Raw genomic sequence first — 14,421 nt, 5'->3', positions numbered from 1 at the left:
TGCAAGCGAATCTAGATCCGAGGGCCTGCACCACTTGAAACCGAGGCCGGTACCCAATCGGGGTGCGGGCGATCGCCGACAGGATCCTCGGACTTCATCGCCTTTCGAATTCGGATCAGGTGCAAACGTCGCCACAAAAATCGCAGAGTTTCACCAATTCAATCTGGCCCTGATTTTCGGCGAAGTACCGTCCCTCTGCTTGCGCAGGTACTAAAAGTGTAGTAGCTACTATAGGTATAGTATCTAGCGAGACAGGCAGGATGGTAGCAGTTTTGTCAGAAGAGAAAGTCGTGGCGGACACCGCCCCAAGTCGATGGACTTTGCCTATAGTCCTTGTGGCGCAATTCATTACGCCGATGTCAATTGCCGGTACGGGCATCGCTCTTCCGCAGATCTCCACTGACCTTGGAACGAATACGACAGCACTTCAATGGGTAGTAAACGGCTTTAACGCTGCGTTTGCACTTGGTGTTCTCGGCTGGGGAGCTGTAAGTGACCGTATTGGTTATCGCATGACTTTCGCCATCGGATCGACCCTATTCTCGCTGTCTAGCCTGATAAGTGCGGCTAGCCCGTCGCTGCTTTTGCTTGATTGCATGCGAATTGTCGCAGGGGTCGGGGCGGCAGCCGTCCTCACTGGGGCCAGCTCTATGCTCTCTAACGCCTATGAAGGCAACGCGCGAGGCCGAGCATTCGCCCTCTTTGGAACGATCAACGGATTGGGCTTGACATTAGGTCCAACTATCTCAGGAATTCTGGTTTCGAGCTTCGGTTGGCGGGGAGTTTTTGCTGTTCATGGCGCGATTCTTGCGTTGGTTAGTCTGAATACAAGATTCCTTCCTGCAGCCAACGGCGCTGTGCAGGATCCGAAAGAGGCGAAGACACCTCTGCTTGACCTCTCCATTCTTAAGAACAGAGAGTTTCTCGCCATGTGTTTGGTGCCGATTGCGGGCTCAATCGGATTCGTTACAATGCTGACCTATTTACCTTCTGCCTTCAGTGGCATTAAAGGTATCGGTCCGGGTCGAGCTGGCCTGATCATGCTTGCAATGACAATCCCCGTCGTAGTTGCGCCAATGCTGGCGGCTAAGTTGATTGAGAAGGTCTCGTGGATCACGGTTGGCTTTGTGGTGTACCTCAGTCTGATCTGCCTAATTGTCGGAGACCTTGGCCTTGTGTTGCTCACGCCCGAGGGATCAATCGGGCTCGTTATCGCTCCGATGATCTTGCTTGGATTGGGTTTCGGCCTACCCATTGGCCTTGTAGATGGACACGCACTGGAGGTAGTTCCTCCTGAAAGGACTGGTACAGCTGCTGGCGTGCTCAACTTTTTCCGTGTGGGTAGTGAGGCGTTGTTTGTCGCCGGGTACGCGTTCATACTTTCTGTGCAAATTCGACACCAGCTTTCCGGTGAAGCCGCGACGAATACCGCGGCTGGGCAACCGGGCCATCCAGATGTCTATGCCGACGCATTCGGCACCAGCGCGCTCATGCTGACGGTCCTTGTCTTACTTGTGACCGTGTCTGTTGTGCTCGTAAGGCGTAGCCCCAGCTCTAAGTCAAATGAATAGGAGTAAGGAACAATAGGCTCAGCTATTCGTTTCTTCGATATCCGAGTCGGCCCCGGTCTCTGGTGTAATTCGATGACTACACCCGCGTCTAGTCATAACCGGGGTCTAGCTCAGGTCATTTTGCCGATCTGGCTGAACAGCTGCCGACGTTTTCTCCAGCAGCGACCCCTGAGAACATCAACTGGGACACGGGAGTATGGGTGCATCGCCCCGTATTACGGCTTGAAAGTAAAAGATTTCTTTCCAATAGTTCGCGTGGTCTATTCAACCTGGAATGATGTTGCAAGACTCTGAATAGCTACTATTTTGTTAGTTGCTTCATTCCTTGATGGGAGACCGCATGGCTGATCAGGATGGCCACCCAAGTGTCGACGAGTTTGACCTCTCTAAGATTTTGCATGCGTTGTCAGACGCTAACCGACGCAAAGTAATCGTAGAATTGGCTGCTCAGCCCGATGGTACTGAACAATTCTGTTCAGAATTCGGTACCCCATGGGCGCCTTCGACGCGAACACATCACTTCAAAGTTCTGCGCAATGCCGGTTTGGTCTGGCAGCGTGACGTGGGAAATGGACGCATGACTCGTCTGCGCAGAACTGATCTTGAGAAAGCGTTCCCCGGCTTGCTGGACCAGATAATTATCTCGAGTGGAGGCGGCCAGCTGGAGTGAGAAAGACTTCAAGATTGAGTCTTGGACTCAATGGGACTTTGTCTACCTCTTTCCAATTGGGTGGCGTTGTCCAAACTGCACCACGGTGCGCTACCTGCTGCGTTAAATCGAGTGGGCAGAGGGCGGCGAAACCAACATCGACAACCTCATTCCACTGTGCTCAAGCTGCCACTCGAAGGTGAGCCACGGCCTTGCGGAGATCCGGGCTCGGGGTTCAGCCATCGAGTTCAGCTTCATCGACGGCTCGCGGTTCCTGGCCAGCGTCCCGAGGGCTTCCGGAGCGGGTGGAGTCCGCTGAGGTGCGGGATGACCTCACCTTCGCCTAGCCAACCGCGCCCGGCACACGCCGGTGATGCGATGAGCAATCAGCGGAGGCCAGCGGGGCTCCAGGTACCGTGAGGGACATGTCACGTTGGGTGCTGCACATCGATATGGACGCGTTTTACGCATCCGTGGAGCAGCTCACCCGCCCAACGCTCAAAGGCCGCCCGGTGCTCGTGGCGGGGGTCTCGGGCCGCGGGGTAGTCGCAGGCGCGAGCTATGAGGCCCGCAAGTTTGGCGCCCGCTCCGCGATGCCCACTCACCGGGCGGCGCGGCTCGTCGGACCGCAAGCAGTACTCGTCGCACCCCGGCGCCCCGTCTACTCTGCAGCCTCCCGCAGGGTATTCGAGATCATCGCGCGCCACGTAGATGTGTTCGAGCAGCTCTCCATCGATGAGGCCTTCATGGAGCCATCGGTGCTTTTCGACGCCTCACCCGACGCGGTTACCGAATGGGCCAACGAGCTCCGCGCGGAAATCAAACGCGAAACCGGCTTGCCGAGCTCGATCGGCGCGGGCAGCGGCAAGCAGTACGCGAAGATCGGCTCCGGTTTGGCGAAACCAGACGGTGTGTTCGTTATCCCGCACGAGGAGCAGTTGGAGATCCTGCACCCGCTGCCGGTTAACGAGCTGTGGGGAGTGGGGCCGGTGACCGGCGCGAAGCTGAAAGCGGCAGGCATTGAGACGATCGGTGATCTCGCAGCGCTGACGGAAAAGGAGGTCGAGATCGCGCTCGGCGGTGTCGTCGGCAAGCAGCTGTGGCACCTCGCGCGCGGTCAGGATGAACGTGCAGTCGCGCCCCGCGCCGAGTCGAAGCAGATTTCCTCCGAGCACACCTATCCAAAGGATCTCACGACCGCGCCCGAGGTCGACGCAGCACTCAAGCGAGCGGCCGCAGAGTCGCATCGACGCTTGCGCAAGGATGGCCGCGGCGCGCGCACAGTGACAGTGAAGCTGAAGATGTCGGACTTCCACACCGAGTCACGTTCGGCGACCCTGCCGTACGCCACCGATGATGAGGAGACGCTCTTGGCCACCGCGTTTCGTATCATGCGCTACCCGGATGAAGTCGGCCCGATCCGGCTGGTGGGTGTGAGCTATTCGGGGCTGGAGGATTCGCTGCAAGACGTCCTGTTTCCCGAGCTCGACCAAACAATCGTGAAACCGGTGCAAACGGATTACGAGTCCGGGGTATCGGACCGCGCAGGTGGTCCGCAGGTGGAGGTCATCGCTGATGCTGCGCCGAAGGCGGGGCAGTGGCAGGCCACGCAGGACGTCTACCACGAAGAGCACGGCCACGGCTGGGTCCAAGGCGCGGGCAAAGGATGGGTCACCGTGCGGTTTGAAACCCGAGCCACTGGTCCAGGTCGCATCAAAAGCATGCGTGCCGACGACCCACTGCTCCACCCAGCAGACCCCCTCGACAGCTTGGACTGGGGTGATTGGCTAGAGCAGTGACCGCGGGTCTGTTCCTGTGGCCAACGCGGTGATGAGCGCGATGCGGGCCTGGCCGGGGGAGAGGGAGCCGGCGGGGAGGGCGCCGAGTTCGCCGAGAGTGGCGCCACCGCCGCCCCCGCCGTAGGCGAACTCGACTCCGCCACGCGGAACTGAGGTGGAAACGACGACGGGGATGCCACGCTCGATAGCGCGACCAAGCGCTTCCCCCATGGCGGGGGAGACGTTGCCGGAACCGAGCGCTTCGACGACGATGCCGTCAGGGTTCGCGTCAGCGGCGAGCTCGACCAGCGTGCCGTCCGCGCCGGGCCAGGCGCGCAGGATAGGTACGTTCTTGCCGCTGAGCATGGCGCGCGCCACCGGCGCGGGGCGCGGCTGAGGACGCTCGGTGGTCAGCGCGAATGCGCCGAGGTCCGCGGTGGAGGCCTTATACAAGCCGCGGGCGGGCAGGGTGTCACCGTCGAAATGCACAAGCACGCCGTTGCCGCGCCGCAGCGGGTCGGCGGCCACGTCGATGGCGCGGCGCAGATTCTCCGGTCCGTCGGCGTGCGGGTGGTCGGCGGGGTGCTGCGCCCCGGTAAGGACAACGGGTCGAGGATCGTTGTGGATGAGATCGAGCGCCAGCGCGGTCTCTGCCATCGAGTCGGTGCCGTGGGTGAGGACGACGCCGGTGATGGAGTCGTCGATAAGCGATTGTTCGATGAGCTCTGCGAGCGTGTCGATGTCGGCAAGAGTGATGGCTGAGGAGTCGAGGCTGGCTGCGTCATAGACCCCGACACTTTCGGCGGTGCCGGACTGCTCGACCAGCTCAGCGGCAGTGAGCGTAGGTCGGCGGGTGCCGGTAGCGTCCGTGGTGCACGCGATAGTGCCCCCGGTGGAAATGACGAGAATGAAGTTGCCCATGTGCACCAGCGTGCCAGAAGTGGCGGTGTCGTTTGGGGTTGGACGCCGGGCTATGGGTACGCTCGTGGTGTTACACATGTGAAAGGGAGAACACGTGCACACACAAAAAATTGCTGCTGCTGTCGCCGCGATTGGCCTGAGCGTGGGGTTGGCCGCCTGCTCTGATGAGCAGGATGCGGGGAAGGAGTCCACGACTGCCGCTGCGCCGTCGAGTGAACAGCAGACCCAAGCCGCTCCGGTGGCGGAGATGCCGACGGTGGCGGAGCTTAACTCCGTAATTCAGCGCGCGGCAGATCCGAACCTGCCGATTCAAGAGCGCATGCTCACCGTCCAAGGCGGTGAAAACGTGCCTGAGCTTTTCGACGTCATGACGCAGTCCCAGGTTGAATCCGGCGCGAACTTCCAGGTCGTGGAGCCGGTGCTGCCGGACTTCGAGCCGAACCAGGTGCTCGCTGCGGTGAACCTCACCGCGCCGGGCCAGGAGCCGACGCTGATTAACGATGTCACCTTTGTCTACGAGGGCGGACACTGGAAGCTGTCCCAGATGTGGGCCTGCAACCTGATTTCCTCGACCCTGCCGCCGGAGCAGGTGCCGGCAATGTGCAGCGCGAATCCGCCGGTCGCGCCGGCCCCGGTTGATCCGGGTCAGGGCGGCGCGCCAGCACCTGCGGCGCCGGAAGCACCTGCAGCGCCGGCAGCCCCTGCACCTGAGCAGGGCTACCAGCAGGCGCCGGGGCTGTAGGAACGCTCGGTCTTACACCGGTCTTACGCCGGCATTACAAGCGATCCTCGCGCCAGAGCTCGCCCGTCCACATGGTGGACAGGGTGAGAATCCTGGCGCGAGGATCATTTTGCTCGATGCGGCGGCGCCACTGGCGGCGCACCCAACGGTCGTGACTGGTGATGATCACGGTGCCCGCAAAGTCGAGCAAAGCATGCTCGAGCTCTTCCGCGAGGACGAGTGAGAGGTGGTTCGTCGGCTCGTCGAGAAGCAAAAGATCCGGCGGCGAAGCCAAGATGATGCCGAGCGAGACGCGGCGGCGCTGGCCAAGCGAGAGATCTGCGAGCTTTTTCACCGCTTGTTCGGGGGTCATGAGCCCCATTTCCACCAGGTCGGGCGTGCCGTCGGGGGTGTGGCTTTCGAAGATCTCCGCGGCGGTGGCCTCAAGGTCGTGCCAGGCGTCATCCTGCTCGAGGCGGGCGATGGTGAGCTCTTCGGGGATGAGCAGCTCGCCCTCGTAGTCGGTGATGGTGCCGTCGATGATTTTCAGCAGCGTGGACTTGCCGGAGCCGTTCGGGCCTTCCACCAGAAGGTGCTGGCCGGGCTGCACCTTCAGGGAAAGGGGCATTAGGCGGTCGGGCACCCGCAGGTTCACGGCTGTCACCGCAGGCACGCCTATCGACGTCGCCGTGTGCGGCGGCACCCCGGTAAACCGCAGACGTTGCGGCGGGACCGGAATAGCGCTGCGTTCCAGGCTGTCCAGCCTTTGTTCGGCGGCGCGGCGGCGTGAGCCGACGGTCTTCGCCGCGCGGTCGGCGTAGAACTTCGCCGCCGCGCGAGTTTCCGTCTTGTTTTCCTGCGAGTTGAAGACGTCCTCAGCGGTCTGCTCCGCGGCCTTTTCCAGCCGGACGCGCTCGTGTTCTTGGGCGGCGTAGTCGGTTTCCCAGCGGCGGCGTCGGTCCTCGCGCGCCTTGAGGTAGTCGGTGAACGCGCCGGTGAAGCGCGCACCTTGGCGGGTCGCCTCGCCGTAGCCGCCTTCGGCGCCCAAGCCGGGGTCAAGATCGACGATGCCGTCGCACGCGGAGTCGAGGAAGTAACGGTCGTGGGAGGCTGCGAGCACCGGTCCCTTGAACGCCTCGAGCTCACCGATGAGGAAGTCCACAGCTTCGTCATCGAGGTGGTTCGTTGGCTCATCCAGTACCATCGCATCGACTGGTCGCAGCAGAAGCGTCGCCAGAGCGAAACGGCGGCGTTGGCCGCCCGACATCTCCCCAAGCGGGGTCTCCAGCGGCACGTTGGCTAAGTCCAGGCCGGCGAGCACGGTGGCAATGCGGGCGTCGAGCTCCCACACGCCGGAGTTCTCGGCGCGGGCAAGCGCGCGGTCAAAGGCTTCCGCCAGCTTTTGGTTCTCCGGCTCCTCTGCCATTTTCTCGGAGTACGTTGCGATGTCGGTTTCGATTTGTCGGAACTCGTTCACAGCGGCGTCGATAAGCGTGCTCGCGGGCTCCGTGAACGGCAGTGAGGTTTCCTGGGCGATGAACCCGGTGACCGGCGGCGTGATCAAGGTGCCGACGTCCGGTGTGAGCTCCCCGGAGATGATGCCGAGGAGCGTTGATTTACCCGCGCCGTTCTCGCCGATTAAGCCGGTGACGGATCCCGACGGCACGGCGAACGAGATGTCGGTGAGCACACGGTTGCCGCCGGGGTAGGAAAACGAGATGCCGTCGAGGCCAATGTGTAAGGGCGCTACCATCTAGCCCTCCTTTTTAAAGGTGACCCCGGAGGTCACGTCTTGGACGATGCGGAATGAGCTGCCCTCGCCGCCGGAGTAGGTCAGGCGCGTGGTGGAGGCGACGTTGCCGCTGGTGGGAAGCGGGTAGTTCAATTCCACCGTGAGTTCGCCGTCGGAGGTGGTTGAGGTGTTTTCAACCTGTAGCGTCTGGCCGTCGAGGGCACCCGCGACCTGATTGTCGATGCGCAGCGGCTGCTGGGCGGGGCGCTCGTCCACCTTTACGTCGAGCGAGACTGCGGTGTCCGGGCCGTCGGTGATGTCGCGCACCGTGTATGTGGTGGTGCGGATCATGGAGGTATCGCCAGTCGTGCGCGCCTCCACGGACCACGAGCCGCCGACGCCGATCGGCTCAGCCGGGAACACCACGTTAGCGGACATGACTGAAAGCAGCGCCTGCTCCACCACCTGGCGACCGGCCTCCGGGGATTCCTCAGGCGGCAGGAGTTTCACGGCATCGATGGCGCCGGTGTCATCGCCCCACCAGCTGAGCATGAAGCCCTCGTTGGCGGCAACCTCCTGGCCCAGCGCCAGATCGGAGTGCTTGCCGGCACCAGCGGTGATCCGTACACTGCGCGTCGAATCAGCTGCCTCTTCGGGGGCCGGGCCGGCGGGGAAGGTGATGGTCACCGGCAGCGTCGTGGTCATCACATCGCCGCCAGCCGGTGCCTCCGGGTCAACGTTTTCGCCTTCGGCCGCGACCGCCTGGTCGATGCCGCCCGCGACCTCCAAGGTGGTGTGCCAGTTCGCCTCCGGCGATTCAAACGAAGCGTAGGTGTACTCCAACAGCTGCGGGTTCTCGCCTTGCTCCAAAACCGTGACTACCGGGGCGTCCACCGGAAAGGCGGGCACGTCCGCCATCGGGTCGGGCTCCTCGGTCGAGCACGCCACCAGGCCCAGGACAAGGCTGGACAATGCGGCGGACGCCAACGTAACTACAGGGAACCGACGCAAGGTAAACACGCTTTGAACCTACCCCATGGCACAAGCGCACCAGTAGAGAAGCACTATTCCGAAGCACTGTGCCGAACCGGCTACAGTGAGTCGGTGATGACAGCGCAGACAGTATCCACCCGCAACTACCTCGCGCCGGTGGCGGTCGCGATGGTGGCCATCGCGGCGGTGGACCAGGCAGTGAAGCAATTCATGCTCTCATGGCTTGAGCCCGGTGAGACGGTCTACGTGCTCGGCGAGTGGCTGAAGTTTCGCCTGTTGTTCAACCCGGGCGCCGCGTTTTCTATGGGCACGAACGTCACTTGGCTGTTTACTGCCATCCAGCTCGCGTTCGTGATCGGCGCGCTGATTTACGCCCCGCGCATCACGAGCCGCTTCGAGGCGCTCGGCGTCGGCCTCATCGCCGGTGGCGCCCTAGGCAACCTCTGCGACCGCCTCTTCCGCGAGCCGGGGTTCTGGTTCGGGCACGTCGTGGACTACATCTCAGTGCGCAGCTTCGCTGTGTTCAACATCGCGGATGCCAGCATCAGCGTCGGCGTGGTCGTGCTGCTGATCGCTATTTTCGTTGCCGAACTGGGGCAGAAGCAGTGAGCGGGGAATTTCGCTCCCTGCCCGTGCCTGAGGGCCTTGACGGGATGCGCGTGGACGCGGCGATTGCAAAGCTCTTCGGCGTCTCCCGCGCCGCCGCCGCGGACATGATTGCGGCGGGCGATGTTCTCATCGATGCCCAGCCGGTGCAGAAGTCCGACCGCGTCACCCCTGGCACCATGCTCGAAGCGACCCTGCCGGAGCCGAAGCGCGCGCCCGAGCCGGTCGCCGAGCACGTCGAGGGCCTGACCATCATCTACCAGGACGACGACGTCATCGCGGTGGACAAACCCGTCGGCGTCGCCGCGCACCCCACCCTTGGCTGGGAAGGTCCAACCGTCGTCGGCGGCCTCCAAGCAATGGGCTTCACGCTGCCGGACGCGGGCCCACCGGAGCGTAAAGGCATCGTGCAGCGCCTCGACGTCGGCACCTCCGGCGTCATGGTCGTCGCCCTTTCCGTCCCCGGTTACTCCGTGCTCAAGCGCGCATTCAAAGAGCGCACGGTGGACAAGACCTACCACACCATGGTCCAGGGCTTGCCGGATCCGATCGTGGGCACCATCGACGCGCCAATCGGGCGCCACCCGTCGTCCGGCTGGAAGTTCGCGGTCACTGACGACGGCCGCCAGTCCGTCACCCACTACGAGGTGCTCGAGGCCTTCCGCCGCGCGAGCCTGCTCGAGGTGCACCTGGAGACCGGCCGCACGCACCAGATCCGCGTGCACATGTCCGCCATTGGCCACCCGTGCGTGGGCGATCCGATGTACGGCTCCGACCCCAACCTGGCCAAGGAGCTGAACCTGAACCGCCAGTGGCTCCACGCCACCAAGCTCGGCTTCACCCACCCGCGCACCGGCGACTACGTGGAGGTGGAGTCGCCGTACCCGGCTGATTTGCAGCACGCGCTCGACGCGATGAGGCAGTCGTAGGATGCGCCGCCTCGCAACGGCGCTCGCCGCGGCGCTTGGCATCATCCTCGTCGTCGCCGGAGTCTACGTCGTGGGTTTGCGCACCCAACCGCACGCACCAACCCTCCAGGGCGACACCCTCGGGCGTAACCAAGGGGAAAGTTGGGAGGAGTATGCGTCGCGCACGAAGCCGTCGATAAGCGAAAGCTCCTCCTTTGCCCTGGTCACCTTTGATACGCCGCGCCGCGCGGAGGAGGCCGCAGCCATCGTGCGGGAGGTGCGGAGGGTCAATGCACTTTTGCTTATCGACGCCCCATTTCAGCCCATTCCCGAACCCACAACCGGCCAAAACCGGGCAGATGTGTTCCAGCGCGAAGCTGAGCGGCTGGCGGCGCAAGGCAGAGCCAACGGCATCCAGCTGGACCCGGAGGCGATTGCGGCGGTGGTGGTCTACGACAACGGCGCGACGTTGCGGGCGCTCGCGGATGCCGAGGGGGTGCGGGCGCTCGAGGCGCTGCCACCGGATGCGGTATGGGGTTCGTTTGCGATTTGGCCTGTCAACTAGATTGACCTAGGTGCTATTTTTCCCGTTTCGGCCAGAGTGACACAGGTTGGGCGTGTATAGTCTGCTGAGGTTCTAGCCGGTTTTTCAGGCACGGTACGTAAGGAGACACCTTGGCTTCCACCAAGTTCAAAGCCCTCTCAGCGGTTGTGGCCGCGTCGTTCTTCCTCGGTTCCTGCGGGATGCCGGGCGGCGGCGACGGGGGAGGCGAGGACGGTCTCGCGCCGGGGGACTACACCATCGCCTCCGCTGAGGGCGTGCGCGATAGCGTGGTGGTCAGCGGCAAGATCGCGCCGATCCGTGCGGTGAGCATTACGTCCTCCGTGCAGTCTGAGGTGGAGCGCATCGAGGTTGCGCCCGGCGATCGCGTGCGTACCGAGCAGCTGCTCGCAGAGATGAACACTGAGCAGCTGGACCGCCAGCTGCAGATTCAGGAGCGTCAGCAGGCCAACGCCCAGGCAGAAGCGAAGCAGGGTGTGGACCAGGCTCAGGCGCAGCTTGACGCGCTCAACGCCAGCGTGGCTAATGGCACGCACCCGTCGATTCGCGCGGCGCAGGCGCAGGTGAACCAGGCGCAGGCGGCGTACGACGCAGCGGTGGCTGCCAACGGTGGGGTGCGCGCGGCGACCCGCGCGGTGCGCGTGGCCACCGACATGGCCGGACAAGTCTCCAGTTGGCTCGACCAGCAGGTGCACGGCAATGGCGGGCAGCAGCCGGCGCCAGCGCCCGCACCTGCTCCGGCCCCTGTGCCTGTGCCTGTTCCCGAGCCCGCTCCAGTTCCGGTTCCCGGAGACCAGGTGCAGGGGTACCCCGCTGAGATTCCGGCGTTGGAGGGGAACTACGCGCCGTCCGCGGGGATGAGTACGCAGGAGGCATACGCGGCACTGCAGGATGCGCAGGCTGAACTCGCGGCCGCGCGTTCGCAGGTGGAGCAAGAGCGCATCCAGCTGCAGGGTCAGGTGGACTCCGCGTGGCGCGCAATGGAGAACTCCGAGCTCGAAGCCGGCGACGGCACCCTGGAGTACCAGGTCAAGGAAGCGACGATCTACTCGCCGATCAACGGTTTAGTCACCTCGGTCGACGTGCAGGAAGGTGATGTGCCGCAGGGACGTATCTTGAGCATTGCCGACGACTCTCGTCTGATCATCCGCGCCGAGGTACGCGAAGCCGACGTCGCATCGATTGCCAAGGACAACCGAGTGACCTTCACTTCCACCGCCACCGGCAAGAAGGAGTACGCGGGTCGCGTAACTCGCATCTCTCCCGCCGGAAACTCCGGCGGCGGCGCCAGCGTGGATCCGGCTGCCGTGATGGGCGGCGGAGATAGTGCTGGCGGCGGCGAAGGCTCCACCGTGATGTTCCCGGTGGAGATTGAGGTCACCGGTGACAAGGAGGGGCTGCTCTTGGGCGGCTCTGTCCGTGCAGAGATCATCACTGCGGAAACCGATAAGGCGCTCAACGTGCCGCTCGATGCGGTCTACGAGGACGGCGGCAAGGACAAGGTTCTCGTTCTAGCCACCGATGGTGACGACGCTGGCTCCGGCAAGGTCGAGGAACGCGAAGTGAAGACCGGCACCGCGAACGACGTCGACATCGCTATCACCGGCGGTGACTTGAAGGCCGGCGACATCGTGATCAACTGGCCCGAGGAGTACCGCGACCGCATCGGCGAGACCGTCTCGATTACCGACCCGAGCTTCGATCCGGGCGCGGTGGAGGATGCGAAGAATACGAAGGGCTCCTCGACCGCGACCGTGACGGTCACCAGTACCCGCCCGGCAGAGTCGAAGTAAGGGGAGAGCTTGTGAGTAACCCGTTTCGACGCAAGAAATCCGAGCAACAGACCGATCCGCAGCCGCACCAGGACAACGATCCGTTCTTCTTCGGCGAGGAACCTGCGACGGCTGAGCAACCTGCGGTGGTATCCGAGCAACCGGTGGCCGCAACACAGGGCCCACGCCTTGCCGATACCGGCTTGCTCATCGACATGCGCAACATCGTCAAGACCTACAACGTGGGCGAGCCGAGCGAGCTCACCGTGCTCCACAGTGTCGAGTTCCAGGCCCGACAGCGCGAGTTCGTCTCCATCGTTGGCCCGTCCGGCGGCGGCAAGTCCACGCTGATGAACTTGATCGGCATGCTGGACCGGCCCACCGAGGGCGCCTACGCCTTCAACGGCGAGCCGGTGTATGCCAAGAGCGACAAGGAACTCGCCACCTACCGCAGCCACAACATCGGCTTTGTGTTCCAAAACTTCAATTTGGTGGGGCGCATCGACGCGCTGCAGAATGTCGCGATGCCGATGATGTACGCGGGCGTCGATAAGAAGGCCCGCGAGGCCCGCGCCGAGGAGCTGCTGGGCATGATGGGCATGGGCGAGCGCATCCACCACCAGCCCAACGAGCTTTCCGGTGGTCAGAAGCAGCGAGTCGCAATCGCACGCGCGCTAGCGAATGACCCGGATCTTTTGCTTGCCGACGAACCGACCGGCGCCTTGGACACCAAAACCGGACGGCTGGTGATGGACCTGTTCCACCAGTTGCACGACGAGTTGGGAAAGGCGATCGTGCTGATCACCCACAACCCGGAGCTCGCCGAGGAGACGGAGCGCATCGTCGAGATTATCGACGGTCGCATTAACGACATCCGTGAACCCTCGGGCGTGCGACACGAAGGGGCGTAAGCTGCGTGAACATCCGAGAATCGCTCAGGCTTGCGCTTTCAAGCCTGAACAACAACAAGATGCGCTCGCTGCTGACGCTGCTGGGCATCATCATCGGCATCACCGCCGTCATTGTCATCACCACCCTGGGCCGTGGCCTCCAAAACCAGGTGATGAGCGGCATGCAGGGCATTGGCACCACGACGCACATGGTGATGGTGCACGAGCGGCCTGACGAAGAAGAAGTTTCCGACGATCCTTTCGCGGCGTTAGACTACGCGCCAGCCATGGATGCCGAAAACGCGATGTCGCTTCAGGATTTCGAAGATCTTCAAGCGCACTTTGGCGAGCGCGTCGAAGGCATCGACATAGAGAACTCCGGTGGCGGCGAAGTCTTGTTCGAAGACACGCCTGTGAGCACCGGGATCAACCCAGTGTTGCCTGCGTCGCTGGAGATGCGGGGCATCGACATCGAATACGGTCGCGGGATCACCCAAGACGACATCGATGGGCAACGTCCGCTCGCGGTGGTGACTTGGTCGCTCGTGGATGCGGCGTTCGGCGGCAATCCGCAGGAGGCCCTGGGCAGCCGGATTGATGTCGAGGCGAACGGGCAGATCGCGGTCTTCACCGTGGTGGGCATCGCCAAGGACGTTAACGAGGGCGGCATGCAGATGGGGCCGCAGTCGTACGCGGATATCTATATCCCGATCAGCGGCGCGAACCGCGTTGGTATGGACGCCGAATGGTTCAATTTCTTCACCGTGCGCTCGAGCGCGGAGGAGGAAACCGCGGTGTTCCAATCGGATCTGCAGACCTACCTCGACCGCCTTTACAGGGGAAATGACGAGTACACGGCAGAGGTACTCGACATGTCTGACGCGATTAAGGAACTGACGCAGGTGTTCGCCATCATGACGTCGGTGCTCTCCGCGATCGCGGGTATTTCGCTCCTGGTCGGTGGCATTGGCGTGATGAACATCATGCTTATTACCGTCACTGAGCGCACGAGGGAGATTGGCGTCCGCAAGGCACTCGGGGCTACCCAAAGCGACATTCGTATGCAGTTCATCATCGAAGCGATGATGGTGTGCTTGCTCGGCGGCATCATCGGTGTCGTGCTCGGCGGATTGCTTGGCATGGCTGGCACCGCAGCGTTCGACGCGTTTGCGACACCGCCCATTATGGCGGTGCTCCTGGCCCTGTTCTTCTCGCTGGCCATTGGCGTCTTTTTCGGCGCGTACCCGGCCTCCCGCGCGGCGAAAATGGAGCCTGTCGAAGCGCTGCGTTACGAATAGGGGAGTGTGTTGGCGCGGCC

Annotated in this window: 14 protein-coding genes; 11 read left to right on the top strand and 3 right to left on the bottom strand. The window is 63.0% G+C overall.

All coding sequences use genetic code 11. The annotated features are described in order from the left end of the window. Positions 1-335: 335 nt before the first annotated feature. From CGLAUT_RS08170 to CGLAUT_RS08155, 4 genes are all read left to right on the top strand, one after another. Positions 336-1,571, top strand: a complete 1,236-nt coding sequence (locus tag CGLAUT_RS08170; protein WP_290184536.1) for an MFS transporter — start codon at positions 336-338, stop codon at positions 1,569-1,571. A 340-nt stretch (positions 1,572-1,911) separates the two neighbouring features. After that, positions 1,912-2,241, top strand: a complete 330-nt coding sequence (locus CGLAUT_RS08165) for an ArsR/SmtB family transcription factor (protein WP_095660285.1) — start codon at positions 1,912-1,914, stop codon at positions 2,239-2,241. A 106-nt stretch (positions 2,242-2,347) separates the two neighbouring features. After that, complete coding sequence (locus CGLAUT_RS08160) at positions 2,348-2,539, top strand: HNH endonuclease signature motif containing protein (protein WP_343898714.1); 192 nt, start codon at positions 2,348-2,350, stop codon at positions 2,537-2,539. Positions 2,540-2,645: 106 nt separating this feature from the next. Beyond that, on the top strand, positions 2,646-4,019 hold the full coding sequence (locus CGLAUT_RS08155) for a DNA polymerase IV (protein ID WP_290184534.1): 1,374 nt from the start codon (positions 2,646-2,648) through the stop codon (positions 4,017-4,019). Here CGLAUT_RS08155 and CGLAUT_RS08150 read toward each other — a convergent pair. After that, entirely contained in the window at positions 4,008-4,919 is a 912-nt protein-coding gene (locus CGLAUT_RS08150) for an asparaginase (RefSeq protein ID WP_290184533.1), read from the bottom strand. The genes CGLAUT_RS08155 and CGLAUT_RS08150 overlap by 12 nt on opposite strands. Positions 4,920-5,013: 94 nt before the next feature. Between CGLAUT_RS08150 and CGLAUT_RS08145 the strand changes: the two genes are divergently transcribed. Then, the gene (locus CGLAUT_RS08145) at positions 5,014-5,661 is read left to right on the top strand and encodes a WKL family lipoprotein (RefSeq protein WP_290184532.1); all 648 of its coding nucleotides are present in this window, start codon (positions 5,014-5,016) and stop codon (positions 5,659-5,661) included. A gap of 34 nt (positions 5,662-5,695) precedes the next feature. Here CGLAUT_RS08145 and CGLAUT_RS08140 read toward each other — a convergent pair whose 3' ends face one another. Beyond that, a complete protein-coding gene (locus CGLAUT_RS08140; protein WP_290184531.1) occupies positions 5,696-7,393 on the bottom strand; it encodes an ABC-F family ATP-binding cassette domain-containing protein in 1,698 nt (565 codons plus the stop codon). After that, the gene (locus CGLAUT_RS08135; protein ID WP_290184530.1) at positions 7,394-8,392 is read right to left on the bottom strand and encodes an oxidoreductase; all 999 of its coding nucleotides are present in this window, start codon (positions 8,390-8,392) and stop codon (positions 7,394-7,396) included. It lies immediately after the preceding gene. An 87-nt stretch (positions 8,393-8,479) separates the two neighbouring features. On the opposite strand from CGLAUT_RS08135, the gene lspA reads away from it, so the two are divergent. The 6 genes from lspA to CGLAUT_RS08105 all read left to right on the top strand — a co-directional run bounded on the left by lspA (position 8,480) and on the right by CGLAUT_RS08105 (position 14,401). Continuing rightward, positions 8,480-8,974, top strand: a complete 495-nt coding sequence (lspA, locus tag CGLAUT_RS08130) for a signal peptidase II (protein ID WP_095660278.1) — start codon at positions 8,480-8,482, stop codon at positions 8,972-8,974. Between the two features lie 44 nt (positions 8,975-9,018). Continuing rightward, positions 9,019-9,900, top strand: coding sequence for an RluA family pseudouridine synthase (locus tag CGLAUT_RS08125; protein ID WP_290187099.1), 882 nt, complete (start codon positions 9,019-9,021; stop codon positions 9,898-9,900). A gap of 1 nt (position 9,901) precedes the next feature. After that, entirely contained in the window at positions 9,902-10,444 is a 543-nt protein-coding gene (locus tag CGLAUT_RS08120) for a hypothetical protein (RefSeq protein WP_290184529.1), read from the top strand. Positions 10,445-10,554: 110 nt separating this feature from the next. Then, positions 10,555-12,234, top strand: coding sequence for an efflux RND transporter periplasmic adaptor subunit (locus CGLAUT_RS08115; RefSeq protein WP_290184528.1), 1,680 nt, complete (start codon positions 10,555-10,557; stop codon positions 12,232-12,234). A 194-nt stretch (positions 12,235-12,428) separates the two neighbouring features. Next, positions 12,429-13,124 carry an ABC transporter ATP-binding protein gene (locus tag CGLAUT_RS08110; protein WP_290187098.1) on the top strand — a complete coding sequence of 232 codons (696 nt, stop codon included), beginning with the start codon at positions 12,429-12,431 and terminating at the stop codon, positions 13,122-13,124. A 5-nt stretch (positions 13,125-13,129) separates the two neighbouring features. Beyond that, entirely contained in the window at positions 13,130-14,401 is a 1,272-nt protein-coding gene (locus CGLAUT_RS08105; protein ID WP_290184526.1) for an ABC transporter permease, read from the top strand. Positions 14,402-14,421: the final 20 nt, after the last annotated feature.

The organism is Corynebacterium glaucum (assembly GCF_030408855.1).
GTDB classification, from domain to species: Bacteria; Actinomycetota; Actinomycetes; order Mycobacteriales; family Mycobacteriaceae; genus Corynebacterium; species Corynebacterium glaucum.
This window is presented reverse-complemented; position numbering and strand designations above follow the sequence as displayed.

What these genes read in the sequence shown, in the direction of transcription:
- CGLAUT_RS08165 (WP_095660285.1), top strand. Translation starts at nt 1,912, where the DNA reads ATGGCTGATCAGGATGGCCACCCAAGTGTCGACGAGTTTGACCTCTCT.
- CGLAUT_RS08155 (WP_290184534.1), top strand. Translation starts at nt 2,646, where the DNA reads ATGTCACGTTGGGTGCTGCACATCGATATGGACGCGTTTTACGCATCC.
- CGLAUT_RS08150 (WP_290184533.1), bottom strand. Translation starts at nt 4,919, where the DNA reads ATGGGCAACTTCATTCTCGTCATTTCCACCGGGGGCACTATCGCGTGC.
- CGLAUT_RS08140 (WP_290184531.1), bottom strand. Translation starts at nt 7,393, where the DNA reads ATGGTAGCGCCCTTACACATTGGCCTCGACGGCATCTCGTTTTCCTAC.
- lspA (WP_095660278.1), top strand. Translation starts at nt 8,480, where the DNA reads ATGACAGCGCAGACAGTATCCACCCGCAACTACCTCGCGCCGGTGGCG.
- CGLAUT_RS08125 (WP_290187099.1), top strand. Translation starts at nt 9,019, where the DNA reads ATGCGCGTGGACGCGGCGATTGCAAAGCTCTTCGGCGTCTCCCGCGCC.
- CGLAUT_RS08120 (WP_290184529.1), top strand. Translation starts at nt 9,902, where the DNA reads ATGCGCCGCCTCGCAACGGCGCTCGCCGCGGCGCTTGGCATCATCCTC.
- CGLAUT_RS08110 (WP_290187098.1), top strand. Translation starts at nt 12,429, where the DNA reads ATGCGCAACATCGTCAAGACCTACAACGTGGGCGAGCCGAGCGAGCTC.